Raw genomic sequence first — 20,007 nt, forward strand, 5'->3', positions numbered from 1 at the left:
ACGTTAAATGTTAGACATTAGATTTTAGACTTATTTCTTTGAAAAAGCCTTGTTATAATGCTCATTTAAGAGTTTTTCTACGTCTGAAAGTTTGTAGTAAATCTTGTTTCCGACCTGAGAGAACGAAATACGACCTTCGTCACGCCAGGTTTGAGCGGTGCGTTTGGAAATCTTCATCAGTAAAAGAAATTCCTGATTGTCTAAGAATGTATCTTTCTTAGGTTCATTTTTGGCATTGATACGTTTTACGAGTTCGTCCAGTTTTTCGATGATTTCGGTGTACTGGTCTTTGGATAAAATTACTGCTTCCATTTTCTTTAATTTTTAAGATTATGGAAGCAAAGGACTGCAACAGTACAAAGTCAAAAAATCCCGAAATGGTCTTTCGGGATAAAATTTATTTACAGCAATTTATCAATGTCTATCCGCTTATGCGGTTTCGGACGTTTATCGGATTTGGAAGGAGTGATAACGGTTTTGATGGTTTCGGGACTTAATTCCTGTCCGTTTTTATCTACGAAAGAGTTTACGATTACTGCAACAAAATCATTGATATTGCCATCCAGAATGGGTTTACCGTTTACAAATAACTCTCTGTGTAACTGGTAAAATATATCAACGAGCTGATTGATGTTGCAGTTGATTTTTAGTTTATTGAACGGAATGCCCTCCGCATTTTTTCTCATTTGTTGCTTAGAAAATTCATCGGTTAAACGAATTAAATGCTGTATCTGGTCTATCTCCTTTTGACATTGGTCTGAATAATCGGGTAATTTAGGATTGATGAAATCTATACTTGCCTGTTCGTAATCGAACTTCTCATTGGTCAAAAACATTATCTTTTCGGTGTAATCTTCCATACCGTTTACTTTACTTTTTACTTCTCTGAATGAAAAATATCGTTCCTCACATTCGGCATTAATGTACTGCATCGGTGGTTTTCGTTTTATATGTCGATTACGAATTAGTTCTAATTCTTTTCTTTTACGCTCGATAATGGTGTAGCATTTCATCATTCGGCCACGCATTGTAGCATTTACAAAGATTTCTTCGTTTTCTGAAATTAGCTTCTCGAATTTGTTGAGCCATTTTATTGGGTCTTCAACAAAATCACAATGGTGTGAAAAGAAATCAGGTAGTTTTGCATAAGGTAATTTAAGGATTTTACTTATCAATTTTTGACAGTAAGCAATGTTATCTGTGATGTCTTCAATCAAAATATCAAATAAAGCATTTTCGGACTGTTCTTGTAGAACAGCCGTTTGTTCAGGGAATTGAACAACATGCTTTATTTGATGATTATGGGGCATAAAAATTTATTCGTATTTTTTAAAAATAGTAGTCGCAATATGTCCACCAAATCCAAAGGTGTTGCTCATTGAGTAGTTTACACGTCTTTTTTGTGCAGTATTCAACGTAAGGTTAAAAACATCTTTAAATTCCGGTTCAATATCTACTGAATTAATTGTTGGCGGAACGATATCCTCTTTCACAGACAAAATGCAGGCAATTGCTTCGATTGCTCCAGCTGCGCCTAATAAGTGTCCCGTCATTGATTTAGTTGCGCTAATGTTTAGTTTGTTTTTCGTTCCAAAAACTCGTTCTACCGCTTTTAACTCGCTTAAATCTCCTTGAGGTGTTGAGGTAGCGTGTGTATTCAGATAATCGATATCATCAGCAGAAATATTAGCATCTTCTAAAGCGGCTAACATACCTAAATACGCACCTTCACCTTCAGGATGTGTTCCTGTAAGATGATATGCATCCGCAGCCATACCGCCACCAACAATTTCTGCAATGATTGGAGCATTACGTTTTATTGCGTGTTCATATTCTTCTAATATAATAGCACCTGCGCCTTCTCCCATTACAAAACCATCTCTGTTTATATCAAACGGACGAGATGCGATTTGTGGATTATCATTTAAAGTAGACAATGCTCTTGAAGCATTAAAACCTCCAATACTACTTTCGTTAATTGGAGCTTCAGAACCACCTGTAATCATCATATCGGCTTTTCCCCAACGGATGTAGTTAAAAGCATCGATAATTGCAGTATTAGAAGTTGCGCAAGCCGAAACAGTTGTGAAATTTATTCCCCTTAAACCATACTTTATAGAAATGACACCTGAAGCAATATCAACGATCATTTTCGGTATAAAAAATGGATTAAAACGAGGTGTGCCGTCACCTGTTGCAAACTCCATCACCTGTTGTTGGAAAGTGCCAATGCCACCATTTCCCGATCCCCAAATAACACCGATACGATTCTTGTTCAATGTTTCAAAATTGATATTGGCATTGTTTACGGCTTCTTCTACAGAAACTAAAGCATACTGTGTAAATAAGTCGTACTTTCTTGCTTCTGCTTTTTCAATGTGATTTAATGGGGCAAAACCCTTGAGTTCACAAGCAAACTTTGTTTTGAATTTCGAAGTGTCAAATTTGGTAATGAGATTAGTTCCGCTAACTCCATTTATAAGTGATTTCCAAAAATCATCAACGTTATTTCCAAGGGGCGTTAATGCTCCAAGCCCCGTAATTACTACTCTTTTCATACGTTTGTTATTTTACTAGTTCTGTGGAAAATACTATCGAAAAATTTGACAAAAGTATTTTCTTGATTTCCTCTATATCTACTGTTCTTCCCATTTGCTGCTCTATAGAGTAGTGACTGTTCGGTTAGGTTCATTAATCCCACAAGGCACAAAATATTGATAATATTTTCGAAGTATCAATTTTTTGCATTTTACGCTCGACAATATCCTGTCTGATACTTTGTTGTAAGACCAATGCTTCCTGATAAGGAAAATTTCCTTTATCTAGGTAAGTTGTTAAAACCTTAGCCATCCTTTGAAGTTTTGTGACGTTTTATATCCTGAATAAAATACAAAACAATAAAGGTTACAATAAGACACGCAATGCCTGCATATAAGCTATAATGAAATGCAGAAACATAATCCTGAGTTGATTGAACTATATTAAAGAATAATCCTGCAATAAAGCAAATTCCCATTGAGGAAGCGACCTGTTGAATTGTATTATAAGTACCTGATGCGATACCTACAAACTGAGGTGGAACATTCTTTAATGTCAAGTTTATGAGGCTTGGCAAAATTAAACCACCGCAGAATCCTTGTAGCGGAATTATAGTTAAGAGAATTAAATCACTGGGCTGTTGATTAAAATAATATAGCTGTAACACATAAACGAAAATCATTAGTACAGCGCTCAATTGTATCGGTTTTTTCCCATATTTATTGACAAGCCTAACCGAAAGAAATGAAGCTGCCATGAATAAAACCCCTGAGGCTACAAAATATTTCCCAGTCTGAAATGGTGTCAAATGCAAACCATTTTGCAAATAAATCGTAGACAATAGGTAATATGAGGTATGCATCATAAAGTAAAATGTAACAAGAACCAACCCCAAATTATAATCCATTATCTTAAACAAGCGTACGTCCATTAATGGATATCTGCCTAGTTTCAATTTTTTCTTTTGATCTACTATAAAGTAGATAAATAGTGCCAATGAAGAAAAAAGCATGACAAAACTCCAAAGTGGATATCCTAACTCTCGACCTTCCGTCAACGGATAGATGAAAGATCCAAGAGCCAATGTAAACAGAACAACACCGGAAAAATCTAATTTTTCTTCAGCATTTAATTTGGTATTCTGTAGATGTTTTTTCGCTGCAATTAGTGCAGCAATTCCAATTGGAAGATTAATAAAAAAGATGAATCGCCAACCAGAAATAAATGTATCTAATTCTGAAAGATATCCTCCTAAAAACTGTCCAATCAACGAGGCGATTCCTAATGTAATACCGAGATAGCCAAGGGCTTTGGTTCTTTCTTTTGTTTCCGGAAATAGTTCCTGTAAATATGCAAGAGCTTGTGATTGCATAAATGCGCCACTGATTCCCTGAAAAAATCGAGCAATAATAATTGTTGTTGCGCTGTTCGCAAAACCACATATACAAGAAGTGACAACAAAGAAGAACATTCCCCACAGGAATATCTTCTTACGTCCGTATATATCACCTGATCGGCTACCCAATACCTGAAAAGAAGCATATCCCAAAAGATAAAAAACGATAATCATTTCCATTTGGGCATCGGTTGCTGAGAGATCTTGCTGTATAGATGGAACAGCAATATTCACGATGAAAATATCGATCACTGTAAGCAATGGACCGACAAGTAAAATAAAGTGTTGCAACCACTTGTTTGAATGCTGTTCCATTTAAAATAATTATTTTGAGTTCAAAAATCTATTTACATCTCCACCAAAAAGGTCATAATATTGAAAAAGGAAACCGTGTCCTGCATCAGGATATAAAATAAGCTGGGCGTTTGGTAATAGATTAAATAATTCCATGGAATTTTGGACAGGCATTTGGACGTCTGTTTTTCCTCCAGTAACTAAGATTGGAGTGGTTATCTTTTTATAATCAGAAACGATTAACTCGCCATTTCCCCAATTTTCACGTGCGATAGCTTGTGCTTTTGCTGATTCAGCTCCGACTTCAACATCTTTAGGATATTTACTCTCGGCTTTGCGATTCCAAAAGTCTTCGCCCAACTTACGGCTGTTATCAGAAGCATTAAAAAAGAGTGCTTGAAATTCTTTCAATCCTAAGGATGAGGCTCTTTGAACCAAAGCTGCAATTTCTGGATCACGTTTATTAATACTTCTAGCTCCCAAAGGTGCAGATCCGGCAATGACTGCTTTTCGAACAATATCTTGGTGTTGCATTAATAATTCTTGAGCAACACAACCACCTATTGAAAAACCAAGTATATCAACTTTTTCATATTTAAGTGCTTTTATGAATTGAAAAGCATCTTCTGCCATTTGTGCAAAACTTTCAGGGGTTTGTCCACTGGAACTTGCGACACCTCTATTATTAAAGGTGATTACAGTGCGTTCTGATGCTAATTTATTAATTAAAGCAGGATCCCAATTATCAAGATTTCCACGTGTATGGTTCAATAAAATAATCGGAATATTTGTGTTACTGTTGTTTTCTACTATTCTATATGCAAAATCATCGTCATTTACTTTGATGGTTTTTGTTTCGTATTCGATTTGTTTCACAGTCGTTTTTATTTGAGCGTTTAAATTGTTTGTAAATCCGATGCTTAATAAGGAAACACTAAGGCTTAATAAAAAGCAAATTGTCTTTGTATTCTTCATAATTCTATATTTATTTGTTATTTAATATCATGCAAGTTGATACGGCATGTGCATATAAAGTCCCATTTTCATTTCGAAGGTCAGCTTCTACTAATGCAGTAGTTCTTCCCAAATGAATTAACCGACCTTCAGCGTACATTTTTCCACTTTTAAGGTTAACAGATTTGATAAAATTTACTTTTAATTCTAAAGTGGTATATACAACATTTCGTGGTAGAACAGAGTGAACAGCACAGCCCATCGCAGTATCTAATACGGTAGAAATTACCCCGCCATGCACACTTCCTATCGGATTATAATGGAATTCGTAAGGTGTAAATTCAAACAAAACTTTTCCTTCTTCAACTTTTGAAGGATGAAAATCTAAAGTTTTTGCAATAGGTGGTGCTGGAAGTTCTCCGTTTAATATTCTATTTAAGAGCTCTAATCCTGAAATTTCTTTTGCAATTTCAACGGTTTCTAAAGGATTTTCCCATTCATAAGCTCGCTTTCTGTCTGTATTCATATCTGTCTTTAATTAAAATTTATATTCTCTATGACGATAGCAGATGATCCTCCACCACCATTACAGATAGCTGCGACGCCATATTTGCCTTTTTCTTGTTGTAATACATTTAAGAGCGTTACAATAATCCTTGCTCCACTTGCTCCAATAGGATGTCCTAATGCAACTGCACCTCCATACACATTAACTTTATTTAAATCAAAATCTAAAATTTGTTGATTAGAAAGGATAACGGATGCATAAGCCTCATTTATTTCGAAAAAATCTACGTCAGTTAGCGACAAATTCGCTTGTTTCAAAGCTTTTGTAATTGCTAAACTGGGAGATGTTGTGAACCATTCCGGTGCTTGTGCTGCATCGGCGTATGAAACAATTTTTGCTAAAGGCTTAAGATTATATTTATTAACAGCTTCTTTGGATGCGAGTAACAGAACTGCTGCACCATCATTTAAATTACTTGAATTAGCTGCGGTTAAGTTTCCGTTAGTTTCAAATGCAGGTTTTAATAAAGAAACTTTTTCAGGAACAAGTTTGTAAATATCTTCATCCTTGTCCACAATTATATTTTCTGCATTTTTTCTAATCTGTATTGGGACAATTTCAGATTTGAATTTACCTTGGTCAGTAGCTTCTTGTGCTTTTTTATAAGACTGTAATGCGTAATTATCTAATTGTTCACGCGTGAGTCCATATTTCTTAACTCCTAATTCTGCTGCACTTCCCATATGAAAATCGTTGTAAACATCCCACAGTCCATCTTTAATCATTCCATCAATGAAGTTCAAACCACCAAGTTTTGTCCCTTTGCGTAAATACGCGTAATGCGGAACATTACTCATACTTTCCATACCTCCTGTAACTACTATTTCGTCAACGCCAATTTGGATTTGTTGTGCGCCCAAAATTGTTGCTTTCATCCCAGATGAGCATACTTTATTGATAGTTGTGGCATCTTTAGTGTTGGGAATTTTTGAAAATATTGAAGATTGTCTTGCAGGTGATTGACCAATGCCGGCACTCAACACATTTCCCATATATACACTATCAATCCATTCAGGATTTAGAGAAATACTTTCGTAAGTATTTTGAATTGTTATAGCACCCAATTGAGTTGCTGAATATTCGGACAAGCTTCCTAATAAACCACCTATAGGAGTTCTTTTAGCCGATACTATGAATACTTCTTTCATACTTAATTATATTAAATTATACCGTTCGGTATATTATTGGTCAAAAAAAATTTTATACCTTCAATTCAGTTTCAGCAATTTTTTTTATTCTATTTACTGCAAGCTGAAAATATTTGGGATCATTCATTGTTTTTGCTAACAATATATTGCCTTCCACAATGCTAAAAATTAGAGTAGCATATTCTTCGGCATTTACATCTTTTGAAAATTCATTTGCAGATTTCCCTTTTTCAATAGTTGAGGTAAGTAAATCAATAAATCGTTTTACACTTCTGCGAACATTTTCTCTTAAATAATCTAAACTATCATCGGCTTCAACCGCAGCATTAAGCATAGGGCAGCCACCTTTATTGAAAACAGTTTCCCATTTTTCTACATAGTAATTTCCATAAGCAATCAAACCTTCTGTTGCAGTTGATGAGTTAGCTAATATCGCCTTTATTCGTTCTGTAATTTGAGAACAACTATACTCGAAAGAGGCAGCCGCTAATTCATTTTTGTCTGAAAAATTACCATAAATAGCTCCTTTTGTCAACTTAGTAACTTGCTGTATATCGGACAAGGACGTGTTTTCGTAACCTTTGATATTAAATAAAGGTGCCGATTTCTGAATTATAAATTCCCTTGTTCTTTCTGCCTTTGACATAATTTCTAGATATTAAAGTAATGTAATCTAGTGCAAAGATATAAATAATATACCTTTTGGTATATTTTAAATAATATATTTCTGTATCCCCAGAACTTTAAAAATATTATTCAGTAATCAAACACGTACTTCAAAGGGCGGATACGTAATAACTTTATGTCCTGTCGCTTCAATTGCTCCAGTTTCATTTGCAGAAATATGTCCTGTCTTTGCACTTATTACCGCTTCGTGAACCCTTAGAAGAAAAGATATAGCAATCAGATTAGTCTGTCAACAATATCTTTAGCTCTACCAATCATTTCTTTGCTTTTCTGAAAACTTGCTGTAACAGTAGCTCCCTCAGCTAGCATATAAATGGTATCTGCCAATTCTTCTTTTGTAAACAGGTCATTTTGAAGCGTGATATCATTTAGCAGTTCCAAAATGTAATCCCTGAATTTCATTTTATTTTTATCAATGATTTCAAATGCTTTCTTGTCATCTTGAGGTACTTCAGCATTGGCTTTAATAAAAGGACATCCTCCGAAACTGCTCTGTGTCTGTCTTTTAATTCGAAAATCAAACAAGCCTAAAATTCTATCTTTAGGATGTTTTATTTTTTTAATGTAACTGTATAATTGCTCAAACCAACGCTCATTGGTTTCTTCTAAGTAAGCATAGAACAATTCGTTTTTTGATTTGAAATGATTATACAGTGAACCTCTTGCAATATCTGCTTCATCAATAATTTGATTGATTCCTGTAGAGTTATAACCTTGTTTGTAAAACAAATCAGCTGCTGTACTCAGAATGTTTTCTCTTACATTGTTTGATGATTTCATGCTTTATTTTTTTAATATATATACACCCAAAAGAATAATTAAAGCCCCCATAATATCTGAAAAAATGATAGGCTCTCCTCCAATAAAAGCTCCTATGATTAAAGCTACAATAGGAGGAATATAGGTTACGGAAGCTGCCTTTACAGCTCCTAATTTATCGATGATAAAATAATAGATAAGAAATGCTAAACCTGTACCTAACAAGCTAAGTCCTACAACGAGTCCTAGTGTTGCTTCTGTATTATTGAAAATATTAGTAATACCATCGTAGGGCGTTATAAGGCATAGAATGGCTGTAGCACCTATAAGTTGATAAGCTGTCAATGCCAAACCCGAAATCTTTAATGGACTAACAATTTTTTTTGCATAAATAAATGATGCTCCTAGACTTATCGATCCTATTATCATATACAAAATCCCTTGCCAAGTAGTATCCGTAATGCTTGCATCAAAAGGTTTTGCCAGAATTATTACTCCTAAAAAGCCAAGTATTAATCCGATAATTTTCCTAAGACTTACTTTCTCTTCATTTAGAAATATCGCAGCTAATACAAAAGAAAATAAAGGAGATGAACCACTTAATGCACCGGCAATACCTGAGTATAATAAATGCGATCCTACTACAAAGCAATAGTAGTAAACGACAGCTGCCAGTAAGGACATTATTATAAAATGATACCAATATTTTAGGTGCTCTTTTTTAAATGATCCTTTTACAAATCCGAATAGTATGATTGGAAACACTGCTAGTACAACACGTAGAAAAACAACTTGTATCGGATTTATATACTGCGTTGCCAATTTCATATAGAGAAAATTACTTCCCCAGATTAACCCTAAACAAACAAATGCCAGATTAGGTAAAAAACTCTTTGCATCTATATTTTTCATTTTGCATCCTTTTGCATCAGCAAAGATAAATGAAATATTAATAGATAGACAAATCTGTCTAAATTTTATTTTTTAAAAAATAAAATTATCTACCGCATTATCTAACTCTTCACTCACGATCTTAGCATATACCTGTGTTTGTCGGATAGAGGAATGGTCAAGTAACTTGGAAACATACTCGATACGCATACCATTGTTTAAAGCATTAGTAGCAAAAGTATGACGGCTCAAATGAAAATGAAGTTTGAAAGGCAATTTGATTTCTTCTCCCATTTTGTCCAGATGTACATCACCCAAACGGATTTTACCCCGAAGCTTTAAACTCTTGAATTGTTCATCGCCAAATATTCTCTCAGGGTTTTCTAATACCGGGAATATAAAAGCATCAGGATTTGAGTTCTTTGGTTTATATTTATTGATGATTTCAACGGCTTTTGTTCCTATCTTGAAAGTATGTTGTTTCTGTGTTTTCTGAATGACTTTGGTAATTTTTTTCGTTTCTTCATTATAGCTTTTCCATTGTAGTAACAGCACATCACTAATTCGCAAACCACCTGCATACACGCTGAACAAAAACATATCCCTATGAACGACAGCGTGAGGCTTCTGGCTTAAATCCAGGTTTTCTAAATCTTCCAATTGTTGCTTGTTGAGGTACTGACGTTCTACATTGCTTTTTGGAATTTTGACTTTCTCAAACGGAGAAACAGCATAAGGTATCAGCTCTTCTTTCATTGCATCGTTATAGAATATCCGAAGGATTTTCAAAGACATATGCGTAGTAGTGTTTCCGTTTTTCAGGGTCTTTTTACAGTAATTGGCATAATCGCCCACTAGTGTAGTATTGATATCCGAAAAGTAAAAATCCCTGTGACCAATAAACTTTTCAAATTTCTTGATGTAGATGTTGTAAATATCCGCAGTACGATAAGAAACAATAGATTTGATTTTCTCTAAACGTCTGTCGCAATAATTAAAGAAGTTAGGATCTTCTTTTCCTTTGATGGCTTCTTTTAGTTTTCGTGCAGAAACAGATTTACGAGTACGCTCCACATCGGCAACCTGAGCCTGTGCATCAGCTACTTTCTGAGTTAAGAAAGCATTCATCCTGGCACTGTTCGGATAATTCTTTTTCAGACGTTGTTTTTCATCATCCCATTCACTTGCCTTTGCCTTAACTCCAGTAGTGACAAACTTTGCTTTTCGGTCTTTTATTAAACGGATATAGATAGGACTTTGACCTGTTCCGTCTTCCTGCTGTGTACGAAGTACTAATTTGATTGAAGCCATAAGTTTCGGGATTTAGAATTGTTGTACTACTTTTTGAATCGGGTGCAAAACAATGAAACCATATGTAAATCAATTGTTTCAAAGCGATGCATCGTGATACTAAGGTACAACATTTAGTACAACAAAACAAGTATTTACTTGCGTTTTTGTGCTTTAATATGCATTTGTAAAAATCATAAATCCTTATTTAATAAGCATTTGAAAGCATTTAGGAATTTAAACATTATAATTTCGTATAACAATTGGTTATGCGAAACCAACATATAGAAGTTTCGCTAATCCAACTCTATATGCGTATTTCGCTTTATGTTTTTATAAATATATAGAAAATGTCTTGATTCAAAAGTAAGTCAGTTTTGTGAATTGTATAGCGAAACAAATTGGATGAATTTTCATATAAACAAGATTGTATAACGAAACGATATACATTAAATAATTGGCACTTCCTGCTCGCCTAATTTGTGAACAACATTATTCTCCTATGCGGCTTTCGTCAAAACTTAAAAATCTTGTTGGTTCGCTTTGTATTGGGAGTTAAAGCTTTAGTTTTATTAAAACAGTGCAGTCTGAAACATCAATGATACTGTTTGTTTTTATAATGTCTTTAACAATTCTTAATCCTTCAATTCCTCTTTCAATTTGTCCCATGTATTCTTTGACAAAATTGCCCGGTAGTCTTCCGATCTATTTTTGTTATGCTCAGTAATATAAGCGGCTCTTTCTTTAGAGTCGGGGTGAGTACTAATCCATGTAAGATACTTTGTTCCTTCATGCCCTTGTGATAGTTTATATAGGAAATTTGCAAACGGTTCAGGATTTACCTTTGCTTTTATTAAATAATCAACGGCTTTAATATCTGCTTCTTTTTCTAAATTTCTGTCAAAAGCAGATGAAGAGAGCATTTTTGCAGTTTCTTTGATTACTTCCGGGCCACCATTTGTAGTCATAGAAATTAAAACTGAAAGCCCAATTTCCTTCACTAACTTTTTCATTACGTGATTGAGTTCAATATGCGCAATTTCATGACAGATTACCCCCGTTAGTTCTTGCTGATTGTCTACATTCATTATTAAACCACTGTAAACGATAAGATGCCCGCCAGGCAATGCAAATGCGTTAATTTCGTCTTTGTTAAGAACATGGATCTTTATTTTTTTTCGATCTATTTTATTGGTACTACAGATATGAGTTACGATACTATCGATGGCATTTAAGACATGGGTGTTTTTACTTTCCTTCTCAGTTTTTTTGAATACATCCCAAAACAGTTCGCCTAATTTTTGCTCTGTCGTGTTAGTTATCTTCTGAATTTTGAAAACTTTTACCCAGTCTATTTGTGTTAGAACAAACCATGTTCCCAAAAACAATAATATTGTTATTATACCCTGAAGAACAGTTTTTTTCATGCTTCCGATTTGCAGATAATATTTGTTAATGAGCCATAAAACCACCACTCAATATGGATTCCTTTTCTGGTTTGAATAGCCGTGTAAATGGTTGCGATAAATTCCGCCAGGTTAAAAATAATTGCTGTAATTATATAAGCAATGTATTTATTCGTGATGGTTTCCTCTGTGAAGATTATTGAAACAGTCCACCAAAAACCAAAGCTATTTACTATAAGCATGGATAATTGTGACAACAATGCCTGTGTACAATGCCAACGAACAAAATAGGTGGATTTTCGATTACCCAAGTAAAAAATTAGTGTAGCGATAAGGTTAACTATTGGTAATGGTAGCCCAACCATGATAGCAATTAAAGACATCAAATAACTACTTGAGGCCGTTTCCGATTCATGTTCGCTTAGATCGTGACTGAAATTTTTTATTTGTATCATAATCCTTTGATAATATTCCAGATCCAATTGATAATGACAAGCACTATCAAAGGAATTGCATACTTTGGTTTTCTTATATATGTTTCTGTTTTTTGATAAAAATCAAAGAGTGTGTTGCTTTTCCTTAGTATGTCTGTAGTTGTCCAGATAGGCACAATAAGCATAATAAGAGCAATGATGTAACCCATGGGGTTCAATTTCAACGCGTCAATAAAATCGCCCTTTGTCAATGAAATAATAGAACGGGTAGCGCCACAGGAAGGGCAGGGGATAGTTGTTAAGTGTTTTATCATACATACTTCTACTGATTTATTTTCAACGAAGTTTTTTGTTATGTTAAAATACAGCCAAGTATACCCTGCTAAGCATGCTATAAGTAATATCGAATACAGCCTGCCCCTGCCAAGTGTCATTAATACAAAAATTGTTGAATTTTTTGCATGTTTTTTTCTCTTGTTGCCTTTTGTATCATGAACCAGTCAATGATGGCCCAAATACCTAAGCCGCCGCAAGTTAGAAGTTTACCAATTCCAAGCCCTGTATCGCCAATCATAAAACGGTCTATACCTAAACTGCCTGCCAGGATTGAGACAATAAGTATAGTTGTGGGATCTTTGAACTGAGTAGTAGACAACATTGCCCATTTAGAATCGTCAAGGGCAAGTAGCTTTTCTCTAATCATATTCATGTGATGGCCTTCAAAGAATTTTCCGTTTGTCATGATGAACATGTCGACTTTTTGTGCATCCATTTTTTGCTGTTTTTTAGTTTATAGTTCGGTTATACTGGTTTAATAAAGTTAGTTTCCAACTTGTTATTAATGATATTATTCTTTTAGATTAATGTCGCAACCTATAAGTATGCACACAATATATTGAGTGAATTAACTTTGTGAAACATGAGCAACGCAATTATTATTAATAAAGATATTTAAAATGTTTAATACTAAAAATAATAAGGAAAATAATTGTCACTTCTATTAATTGGGAAGTTTGTTTCCTATTTACTCTTTACCAATATGTTTTATCTTTCCAAAGCGGATGATTTATAAAAGAAAACATACATCAATTGTACTCCCCTACTCCGTCCTCATAGTAGGGTGAATTAAGGGATGAATTGCATATATTAGGTTTATTATTAACTAATTAGGCTAACATTGGAATAATAGACAGCAGAGGAAGGCTTCACGGGAAAGTCGGCAATGTGGTTTACCGCCCGGGGGCGATATGAGCATAGTACAGGCCAAACCTGCCAGGGTAAGGCAAACGCTCTCTACTAAAGAAAGTGCACTGGAATTCGGACTGGTAAGTAATTGCGGGCGTATCCTGCAGAACTTATACTCATCGTTTGCCTTTCACAGCGATGGCAGACTGCTTAACCGTATGAATGCAGCGCTGCTGAAGAGCCTGAAAGATACCGAAAAGCCACGTGGCGAACGGGATCTGCATGATGGTAACCCACAACATTTAAAGGGATTACAGTTCAATATCAATTCACCGCTGAATGAAGCGCTTGCCGTTCGGCCTATATGTTCCATGGTGGATGGAGGGATCATGGTACAGCTGCCTGCTTTCAATGTATCTGAAGATCTGCAACTGCCTAAATATACCAAGAACGCCGTCCTTCGCCTGATGGTGGCTGCCATCAGTTTCAGGGAAGGTTATTACGAATACCTGGACTATAAGGATATTCCTTTGCAGCATGGAAAGGTTATGCCGGAACAGAAATGGCTGTCCGATGTTGCACTGCCTGCGGGAAGCATTGTTCTGGTGAGCGCTTCGCTGCACTGTTTCGGAATGAAAGGCATTGATGGGGAGCCGCTGAGCCTGAACGGTAAGGAATACAGCCCGGCAGAGATTATAGGGGCTTATCGGATAGATGATGAGGTTAAAGTGGAAGATGAGGCTAAGGCTGAGAATGAGGTTAAGAGTGGGACAGCTGATCAGACGGTACCAGAGAAAGCTTTTCCTAACCGCCACCGCTTGATCAATTACCGAGGGGAGGAGATACTGAAGGAGATAGCCAGAAAGCGCAAGCGGGATAAAAAATATCAGGAGCGCATTGCTCGGGAGAAGATCTGGACAAGCGAAGAAGAAACCGTTGTGGACGGAATGAAGCTGCCTGCAATTGGAAAGGTGTTTTATAAAAAGGAATAGTATCGTGTCAACCACCTTTTGTCAGGTTCCCGACTTGTCGGGATTGAAGCCTCTGCGAATGACCTTTCGAGAACCTCAGAGCTTGCTCCGATTATTCGGAGGTGACAACGTATACGACATTTTATCTTTGACAGGACACTAGTATGATAGGCGATGATAGTAAGATAGGTGTTCTAATGGCTAGCAGATTAGAAGGTGGTAGTTATGCTACGTTCTTTAAATTCGAGTCAAATTTTAGCTTAGGTTTTCGAGCTAGAGACCTTGTTAAAGCTTGATTTGGTTTTTTTTCAATTGCTGAATCTTTATTTGCAGTAACCAACAAATACACAAGTCTCCTTATCCCCTTTTCTATGCTTTAAAGACTTGCGCTGGTATCCCTCTAAACCCTAATCATTTAATTGTTGAAAAAATTAGACCAAAATTGATGTGAGAAACGTTTGAGTCTCATATGAAAAATATTATTCTACAATAATTTTCCCTTTCATTACTAAATGGATACTGCAAAAATAGTTTGCGCTTTTTTGCATCACTATTTTCCAGGAGTCACCAGTATTTAATACTGGCGACTTCCAGGCTTTATTTATTTCAGTAACATCATGCGCAACTATATCATGATTGATGAAAATCACTGTGTCTTTCTGATGGATTTTAAGTACTTCGGGTTGAAACTTCATTTGCGAAATTTCAACGGTATATACTTTTGGAACAGTTCTTTTAGGGGAAGAACAAGTGTTCAAAGCAAATCCTACAGTCAATACAAATAATAAACTATTAAATCCGTTGCTTTTCATTGGTAGTTTTATTTGTTTCAGGAGTTATTTTAACTCTTTTTGTAGCATTTCAGCATGCGAAAGATGCGTTTTCAAAACCGGCATTACGCTTTCCAATAAGGCCTTTAATTCTTTGTTTTTAGCTTGCGGAATTAAAAGAGTTTCTACAGAGTGAATTACTGACTTGTGATAACTTACTTCATTATCGATATAGGCTTTATCGAATGCTTTTCCTGATTTTGAATTTAAAGCTTTTTTTTCTTTGTCGGCGTTGGTTATCAATGATTTACTAACAGCATTGTCTTTAGGAGTAACTTTTAATTTAGTAACCAATTTTACTGCTTTGTCAATAACGGAAGTATGATCATCATGCATTGCTTTCGCAAACTTTAGTACCGCTGCATTCTTAGATTTTTTATTTGCAATGGCAGCATATTCTACATCTATTTTATTAGCTGTAACTGCTACAGAGGCAATCTCTGCATCAGACAAATGAGGTGTACTTTGTGCAAACACAGTTGACAAAAATACAAAGGAGAAGAACACCATACAGGAAGCCCATACTCCAGAGGATTGAATTGTTTTCATTTTGTTGAAATTTTTTATTGAATATATTTGAGCAGGTAGCCAATAGAAGCGGCAAAAGAGGTAGGGAAGCGTTGTCTTAGATAGGTACCTATTATTCTCAACATCGAGTAATCTCTTTTGTTTTTAAATAATTCAATCTGTTTTTATAATGGTTAACGAAATATTAGTAACGGTACAATTATCCGATTTATAATGAGCGATACGATAAGGATTTTTGGTATTTTTAAACGTTGTAATAAAGAATAATTATTTGCTAAGGCGGATATATCATTAAAATCAAATCATATTGGTGCAATCGTAATTAATTTTTGCAAGGAGGTTGGTTATTGGAAAAAAGGTATTGAGTTAATTATACAAAAGTAAAATGTTATTGTTAAGTAAAACTATGATAGCATTTTGAGAAACAGTTGTATTTACTACTTTGATAAGAAAATCTTTTAGAAGAAAGATATTCTGGATTTGTGTAACCTAACTGTCTATAAAAAAGTTAAGCTCCAAACGGGGAGAGTGGAGCTTAAACTAACCAATTATAAACCTAAATTAAACGAAAGGGCTGTAGGGGTAGGAGTCGAACCTACAAGAATCCAGTCTTTTGAACTTTCTTCACCATTATAAGGAGGTGTGTCTGCCATTTCACCACCCTACAGTATGTCAAAACGTACGCTACAACTTTAAAAATTCTACTTTCTTATCGTTGTTTACGCTACAAAGATAGTGCTAAACGTTAAAATTTACAAATTTTACAATAAAATATTTTAAAATTTGTTATTTTTTTATTTAATATTGTTAGGTATTAGTGAATGACAAAAATATGGTTGATAAAACGCGTTCAAATTTAGAAATTGATAATCTGGACATTGAAATACTTTCTATTTTAATGAATGATGCAACTACAGCATATACGGAAATTGCGAAAGAATTGATCGTTTCTGGGGGTACAATCCACGTTCGCATGAAAAAAATGCAGGATATGGGCATTATCAAGGGATCTAATTTGATAATAGATCCACAAAAAGTAGGCTATGATATTTGTGCTTTTTTAGGAATTTTTCTGGAGAAAGGATCTACTTATAATGAGGCGGTGGAAAAACTAAGAGATGTAAAGGAAGTCGTAGAATTACATTATTGTACTGGAGCGTATTCTATGTTTGCGAAAGTGATCTGTAGAGATACTGCTCATTTACGTAAGGTTTTAAACGAAGAAATTCAGGCTATACCGGGTATACAACGTACCGAGACTATCATATCGCTGGAAGAAAGTATTAAAAGACAAATTACGCTTAAATAAGCTTGGCAGGATGTTTGAGTTTTTTCTCCTGCATCAAATAGCCAAAACTTATGGAAAGCAAAGAAAAAAAATGGGAATCTGGCCCAGACCAGCAACATATGGATGCCCGGATTAAAGAGCAGATGGAAAGGGCAAGTAAGGAGAGTGAGCGCAGGAAGGAAAATCTGGACGATAAAGGCTCGGGCTCCTATAAAGAGAAAAATGGAAATGCCGAAAAGCAATTCGAGGGATTAAAAAACGAACCGGCTATAAAAAATAAGCCTACTCATCCTCAAACTGAAGATTAGGAGATCTATACGGGGTAATTGATAAAAGGCTGTTCAAAAAGAGATCGTCTACAATGATGACTTCCATTTGAACAGCTTTTTTTATTTATATAGACTCTGATTTATAATATCCGTCTACCCTCAGTTACTCTATGCACACTGTATGGGTTTGAAAACTCCCATTTATAGAGCTGTTTTTCACTTTGAAATTTTGACTTTAAACTTTACAAAATACTTATTTGAACTTACCCATCAATGCAGCTAATTTGCTCTGCATATCCGTTTCTGGTTCCGGTTTCCTGCGTTCGTTTTTATTCGTGTTTTTAAAATTTTCTTTTCTGTCCTGAGATTTATCAGTTTTTTTAGCAGGTCCATTCCCTTTCATTGACAGGCCAATTCTGTTTCTGGCGGTATCAATTTCGGTTACTGTCACCTCTACTCTTTGCTGAACTTTAACAACTTCATTAGGATTGGAAATAAAGCGGTCTGACATTTGGCTTAAATGTACCAACCCGTCCTGATGAACACCGATATCTACGAAAGCACCAAAATTTGTAATGTTGGTTACAATTCCCGGGAGTTTCATTCCGATTCTCAGGTCGTTTATGGTATTAATGCCATCAGCAAAAGAGAAAGCTTCAAACTGTTCGCGTGGGTCTCTTCCGGGTTTGGCTAATTCAGCTATGATATCCTGTAGTGTTGGTAAACCAACCTCGTCGCTTATATATTTTTTTAGGTCTATTTGCTTTCTTAAAGATTCATTTTTCATTAAATCTTCTACCTTACAGCCTAAGTCTTTAGCCATTTGTTCAACCAATCCATAGCGTTCGGGGTGGACAGCACTGGTGTCCAGTGGATTTTCTGCATTTCTTATTCTTAAAAAACCTGCCGCCTGCTCAAATGCTTTTTCGCCCAGACGAGGTACTTTTTTGAGTGATGCTCTGTTTTTAAAAGCACCGTTTGTATTTCTATATTCAACAATATTTTGTGCTAACTGTGGCCCTAAACCCGATACATAGGCCAATATTTGTTTAGACGCTGTATTCAGTTCGACCCCTACAGCATTCACACAGCTTATTACCGTGTCGTCTAAGGACGTTTGTAGTTTATTTTGGTCTACATCATGTTGGTATTGCCCTACACCTATTGATTTTGGATCTATTTTTACCAGTTCTGCCAAAGGATCCATTAATCTTCTACCTATTGAAACAGCGCCTCTGACAGTAACATCATGATCTGGAAACTCTTCTCTGGCTACTTCCGATGCGGAATAGATGGAAGCCCCACTTTCGTTAACCATTACGATTTGTACATTAGGGATTTGCTGCTTTCTGACAAATTCCTCTGTCTCGCGGCCGGCAGTACCGTTTCCAATGGCAATGGCTTCTATCTCATGTTTCTTAACCAGATAGTTCAAAGTCTGTTCGGCTTCTTTTAATTGACCCGCGCCGGTATGCGGATAAATGGTTGTGTTTTCCAAAAGCTTGCCCTGTCTGTCCAGGCATACCAATTTACAGCCGGTTCTGAATCCAGGGTCTAAAGCCATTACATTTTTTTGCCCCATAGGAGCAGCTAAAAGTAACTGTCTGGCATTTTCTGCAAAAACTAAAATAGCTTCTTCATCAGCTTTTTGTTTGGTCAATAAACGAACCTCGGTTTCCATACTTGGTCTTAAAAGGCGTTTATATCCATCTTCCAGGGCCTGTTTTACCTGAGCAGATTTGGTGTTATTTGCGGTAATGAATTGTCTTTCCAGAATTTCGATAGCGTCTTCTTCCTGGGGAAGCACATCCAGTTTCAGGATCAATTCTTTTTCTCCACGGCGCATAGCTAAAATTCTGTGCGAAGGAGCCGAACTAATAGGTTCTTCCCATTCAAAATAGTCTTTATATTTGATCCCTTCTTCTTCTTTACCTTTAAAAACTTCTGATTTGAATGTTCCTTTTTGCAGGAATAATTCCCTTATTTTTGCTCTTGCTTCTGCATTTTCGGCAATGTTTTCAGCAATGATGTCTCTTGCACCCTGTAAGGCTTCTATAACAGAATTTACACCTTTTTCTTCGCTGATAAAAGCCTCAGCCTCTTCTTCCGGCGTACTTTTGTCCTGCTCTAAAATAGAAAGTGCTAAAGGTTCCAAACCTTTTTCACGGGCAACAGAAGCTTTAGTTTTACGCTTAGGTTTGTAAGGCAGATAAATATCTTCCAGTGCCGACATGGTCTCAGCAGCTTCAATCTGTGCTTTTAATGCGTCTGTCAACTTACCCTGTTCTTCTATAGACTTTAAGATGGCTTCTCTCCTTTTGTCAAGCTCCCTTAATTGTTGTATTCTGTCTCTGATAGCCGTTACCTGAACTTCATCCAGGCTGCCGGTTAGCTCTTTTCTGTATCGTGAAATGAAAGGTACTGTAGCACCTTCGTCTAATAGATTAAGCGTCGCGCTCACTTGTTTGCTTCCTACGCTCAGTTCCTGCGCAACAATGTAAATATGCTTATCTGACATTTGTTTTCAAATTTAAATGGAAGCGAAGTTGGTAAAATAAGGCAAAGAGGCAA

General features: G+C 35.7%; 22 protein-coding genes and 1 tRNA gene. 3 read left to right on the forward strand and 20 right to left on the reverse strand.

What is annotated here, in order from left to right; all coding sequences use genetic code 11:
• Window positions 1-30: 30 nt before the first annotated feature.
• The 16 genes from PEDSA_RS17610 to PEDSA_RS17680 all read right to left on the reverse strand — a co-directional run bounded on the left by PEDSA_RS17610 (window position 31) and on the right by PEDSA_RS17680 (window position 13,137).
• The gene (locus tag PEDSA_RS17610) at window positions 31-312 is read right to left on the reverse strand and encodes a helix-turn-helix domain-containing protein (protein ID WP_013634519.1); all 282 of its coding nucleotides are present in this window, start codon (window positions 310-312) and stop codon (window positions 31-33) included.
• Between the two features lie 89 nt (window positions 313-401).
• Window positions 402-1,310: a hypothetical protein gene (locus PEDSA_RS17615; protein ID WP_013634520.1), complete on the reverse strand. Its 909-nt coding sequence runs from the start codon at window positions 1,308-1,310 to the stop codon at window positions 402-404.
• Between the two features lie 6 nt (window positions 1,311-1,316).
• Window positions 1,317-2,558, reverse strand: coding sequence for a beta-ketoacyl-ACP synthase II (gene fabF, locus PEDSA_RS17620; RefSeq protein ID WP_013634521.1), 1,242 nt, complete (start codon window positions 2,556-2,558; stop codon window positions 1,317-1,319).
• Window positions 2,559-2,691: 133 nt separating this feature from the next.
• Window positions 2,692-2,850 carry a hypothetical protein gene (locus PEDSA_RS20315; protein WP_169311995.1) on the reverse strand — a complete coding sequence of 53 codons (159 nt, stop codon included), beginning with the start codon at window positions 2,848-2,850 and terminating at the stop codon, window positions 2,692-2,694.
• Window positions 2,843-4,249 (reverse strand): MFS transporter, encoded by a 1,407-nt coding sequence (locus tag PEDSA_RS17625; RefSeq protein ID WP_013634522.1) that lies wholly within the window; start codon window positions 4,247-4,249, stop codon window positions 2,843-2,845. Before PEDSA_RS17625 ends, PEDSA_RS20315 begins: the two co-directional genes overlap by 8 nt.
• A 9-nt stretch (window positions 4,250-4,258) precedes the next feature.
• Window positions 4,259-5,203 (reverse strand): alpha/beta fold hydrolase, encoded by a 945-nt coding sequence (locus PEDSA_RS17630; RefSeq protein ID WP_013634523.1) that lies wholly within the window; start codon window positions 5,201-5,203, stop codon window positions 4,259-4,261.
• Window positions 5,204-5,213: 10 nt separating this feature from the next.
• Complete coding sequence (locus PEDSA_RS17635; RefSeq protein ID WP_013634524.1) at window positions 5,214-5,708, reverse strand: PaaI family thioesterase; 495 nt, start codon at window positions 5,706-5,708, stop codon at window positions 5,214-5,216.
• 8 nt (window positions 5,709-5,716) lie between these two features.
• A complete protein-coding gene (locus tag PEDSA_RS17640; RefSeq protein WP_013634525.1) occupies window positions 5,717-6,898 on the reverse strand; it encodes an acetyl-CoA C-acyltransferase in 1,182 nt (393 codons plus the stop codon).
• A gap of 52 nt (window positions 6,899-6,950) precedes the next feature.
• On the reverse strand, window positions 6,951-7,544 hold the full coding sequence (locus tag PEDSA_RS17645) for a TetR/AcrR family transcriptional regulator (RefSeq protein ID WP_013634526.1): 594 nt from the start codon (window positions 7,542-7,544) through the stop codon (window positions 6,951-6,953).
• A gap of 257 nt (window positions 7,545-7,801) precedes the next feature.
• A complete protein-coding gene (locus tag PEDSA_RS17650) occupies window positions 7,802-8,365 on the reverse strand; it encodes a TetR/AcrR family transcriptional regulator (protein WP_013634527.1) in 564 nt (187 codons plus the stop codon).
• Between the two features lie 3 nt (window positions 8,366-8,368).
• Window positions 8,369-9,256, reverse strand: a complete 888-nt coding sequence (locus PEDSA_RS17655) for a DMT family transporter (RefSeq protein WP_013634528.1) — start codon at window positions 9,254-9,256, stop codon at window positions 8,369-8,371.
• A gap of 72 nt (window positions 9,257-9,328) precedes the next feature.
• Window positions 9,329-10,546 carry a site-specific integrase gene (locus PEDSA_RS17660; protein WP_013634529.1) on the reverse strand — a complete coding sequence of 406 codons (1,218 nt, stop codon included), beginning with the start codon at window positions 10,544-10,546 and terminating at the stop codon, window positions 9,329-9,331.
• Between the two features lie 614 nt (window positions 10,547-11,160).
• On the reverse strand, window positions 11,161-11,952 hold the full coding sequence (locus tag PEDSA_RS17665; RefSeq protein ID WP_013634530.1) for a M48 family metallopeptidase: 792 nt from the start codon (window positions 11,950-11,952) through the stop codon (window positions 11,161-11,163).
• Window positions 11,949-12,386 carry a DUF4870 domain-containing protein gene (locus PEDSA_RS17670; RefSeq protein WP_013634531.1) on the reverse strand — a complete coding sequence of 146 codons (438 nt, stop codon included), beginning with the start codon at window positions 12,384-12,386 and terminating at the stop codon, window positions 11,949-11,951. Before PEDSA_RS17670 ends, PEDSA_RS17665 begins: the two co-directional genes overlap by 4 nt.
• Entirely contained in the window at window positions 12,383-12,679 is a 297-nt protein-coding gene (locus tag PEDSA_RS17675; protein WP_169311996.1) for a DUF2752 domain-containing protein, read from the reverse strand. The genes PEDSA_RS17670 and PEDSA_RS17675 overlap by 4 nt, the downstream gene beginning before the upstream one ends.
• Window positions 12,680-12,798: 119 nt before the next feature.
• Complete coding sequence (locus PEDSA_RS17680; RefSeq protein WP_013634533.1) at window positions 12,799-13,137, reverse strand: TM2 domain-containing protein; 339 nt, start codon at window positions 13,135-13,137, stop codon at window positions 12,799-12,801.
• Window positions 13,138-13,612: 475 nt separating this feature from the next.
• Between PEDSA_RS17680 and PEDSA_RS17685 the strand changes: the two genes are divergently transcribed.
• A complete protein-coding gene (locus tag PEDSA_RS17685; RefSeq protein WP_013634534.1) occupies window positions 13,613-14,542 on the forward strand; it encodes a hypothetical protein in 930 nt (309 codons plus the stop codon).
• Between the two features lie 458 nt (window positions 14,543-15,000).
• On the opposite strand, the gene PEDSA_RS17690 is transcribed toward PEDSA_RS17685, so the two are convergent.
• The 3 genes from PEDSA_RS17690 to PEDSA_RS20190 form a co-directional block, all read right to left on the reverse strand.
• A complete protein-coding gene (locus PEDSA_RS17690; protein ID WP_013634535.1) occupies window positions 15,001-15,333 on the reverse strand; it encodes a cupredoxin domain-containing protein in 333 nt (110 codons plus the stop codon).
• Between the two features lie 24 nt (window positions 15,334-15,357).
• Window positions 15,358-15,900 (reverse strand): DUF4142 domain-containing protein, encoded by a 543-nt coding sequence (locus PEDSA_RS17695; protein WP_013634536.1) that lies wholly within the window; start codon window positions 15,898-15,900, stop codon window positions 15,358-15,360.
• Window positions 15,901-16,453: 553 nt separating this feature from the next.
• A tRNA-Tyr gene (locus tag PEDSA_RS20190) sits at window positions 16,454-16,546 on the reverse strand.
• Window positions 16,547-16,711: 165 nt separating this feature from the next.
• Here PEDSA_RS20190 and PEDSA_RS17700 point away from each other — a divergent pair.
• Window positions 16,712-17,188 carry an Lrp/AsnC ligand binding domain-containing protein gene (locus tag PEDSA_RS17700; RefSeq protein ID WP_013634537.1) on the forward strand — a complete coding sequence of 159 codons (477 nt, stop codon included), beginning with the start codon at window positions 16,712-16,714 and terminating at the stop codon, window positions 17,186-17,188.
• 50 nt (window positions 17,189-17,238) lie between these two features.
• Complete coding sequence (locus PEDSA_RS17705) at window positions 17,239-17,475, forward strand: hypothetical protein (protein ID WP_013634538.1); 237 nt, start codon at window positions 17,239-17,241, stop codon at window positions 17,473-17,475.
• A 214-nt stretch (window positions 17,476-17,689) separates the two neighbouring features.
• On the opposite strand, the gene PEDSA_RS17710 is transcribed toward PEDSA_RS17705, so the two are convergent.
• A complete protein-coding gene (locus PEDSA_RS17710) occupies window positions 17,690-19,954 on the reverse strand; it encodes a Tex family protein (RefSeq protein WP_013634540.1) in 2,265 nt (754 codons plus the stop codon).
• Between the last annotated feature and the right edge of the window lie 53 nt (window positions 19,955-20,007).

Origin of the sequence: Pseudopedobacter saltans DSM 12145 (assembly GCF_000190735.1) — a bacterium.
GTDB lineage: Bacteria > Bacteroidota > Bacteroidia > Sphingobacteriales > Sphingobacteriaceae > Pseudopedobacter > Pseudopedobacter saltans.

What these genes read in the sequence shown, in the direction of transcription:
- PEDSA_RS17610 (WP_013634519.1), bottom strand. Translation starts at nt 312, where the DNA reads ATGGAAGCAGTAATTTTATCCAAAGACCAGTACACCGAAATCATCGAA.
- PEDSA_RS17615 (WP_013634520.1), bottom strand. Translation starts at nt 1,310, where the DNA reads ATGCCCCATAATCATCAAATAAAGCATGTTGTTCAATTCCCTGAACAA.
- fabF (WP_013634521.1), bottom strand. Translation starts at nt 2,558, where the DNA reads ATGAAAAGAGTAGTAATTACGGGGCTTGGAGCATTAACGCCCCTTGGA.
- PEDSA_RS20315 (WP_169311995.1), bottom strand. Translation starts at nt 2,850, where the DNA reads ATGGCTAAGGTTTTAACAACTTACCTAGATAAAGGAAATTTTCCTTAT.
- PEDSA_RS17625 (WP_013634522.1), bottom strand. Translation starts at nt 4,249, where the DNA reads ATGGAACAGCATTCAAACAAGTGGTTGCAACACTTTATTTTACTTGTC.
- PEDSA_RS17630 (WP_013634523.1), bottom strand. Translation starts at nt 5,203, where the DNA reads ATGAAGAATACAAAGACAATTTGCTTTTTATTAAGCCTTAGTGTTTCC.
- PEDSA_RS17635 (WP_013634524.1), bottom strand. Translation starts at nt 5,708, where the DNA reads ATGAATACAGACAGAAAGCGAGCTTATGAATGGGAAAATCCTTTAGAA.
- PEDSA_RS17640 (WP_013634525.1), bottom strand. Translation starts at nt 6,898, where the DNA reads ATGAAAGAAGTATTCATAGTATCGGCTAAAAGAACTCCTATAGGTGGT.
- PEDSA_RS17645 (WP_013634526.1), bottom strand. Translation starts at nt 7,544, where the DNA reads ATGTCAAAGGCAGAAAGAACAAGGGAATTTATAATTCAGAAATCGGCA.
- PEDSA_RS17650 (WP_013634527.1), bottom strand. Translation starts at nt 8,365, where the DNA reads ATGAAATCATCAAACAATGTAAGAGAAAACATTCTGAGTACAGCAGCT.
- PEDSA_RS17655 (WP_013634528.1), bottom strand. Translation starts at nt 9,256, where the DNA reads ATGAAAAATATAGATGCAAAGAGTTTTTTACCTAATCTGGCATTTGTT.
- PEDSA_RS17660 (WP_013634529.1), bottom strand. Translation starts at nt 10,546, where the DNA reads ATGGCTTCAATCAAATTAGTACTTCGTACACAGCAGGAAGACGGAACA.
- PEDSA_RS17665 (WP_013634530.1), bottom strand. Translation starts at nt 11,952, where the DNA reads ATGAAAAAAACTGTTCTTCAGGGTATAATAACAATATTATTGTTTTTG.
- PEDSA_RS17670 (WP_013634531.1), bottom strand. Translation starts at nt 12,386, where the DNA reads ATGATACAAATAAAAAATTTCAGTCACGATCTAAGCGAACATGAATCG.
- PEDSA_RS17675 (WP_169311996.1), bottom strand. Translation starts at nt 12,679, where the DNA reads ATGATAAAACACTTAACAACTATCCCCTGCCCTTCCTGTGGCGCTACC.
- PEDSA_RS17680 (WP_013634533.1), bottom strand. Translation starts at nt 13,137, where the DNA reads ATGGATGCACAAAAAGTCGACATGTTCATCATGACAAACGGAAAATTC.
- PEDSA_RS17685 (WP_013634534.1), top strand. Translation starts at nt 13,613, where the DNA reads ATGAGCATAGTACAGGCCAAACCTGCCAGGGTAAGGCAAACGCTCTCT.
- PEDSA_RS17690 (WP_013634535.1), bottom strand. Translation starts at nt 15,333, where the DNA reads ATGAAAAGCAACGGATTTAATAGTTTATTATTTGTATTGACTGTAGGA.
- PEDSA_RS17695 (WP_013634536.1), bottom strand. Translation starts at nt 15,900, where the DNA reads ATGAAAACAATTCAATCCTCTGGAGTATGGGCTTCCTGTATGGTGTTC.
- PEDSA_RS17700 (WP_013634537.1), top strand. Translation starts at nt 16,712, where the DNA reads ATGGTTGATAAAACGCGTTCAAATTTAGAAATTGATAATCTGGACATT.
- PEDSA_RS17705 (WP_013634538.1), top strand. Translation starts at nt 17,239, where the DNA reads ATGGAAAGCAAAGAAAAAAAATGGGAATCTGGCCCAGACCAGCAACAT.
- PEDSA_RS17710 (WP_013634540.1), bottom strand. Translation starts at nt 19,954, where the DNA reads ATGTCAGATAAGCATATTTACATTGTTGCGCAGGAACTGAGCGTAGGA.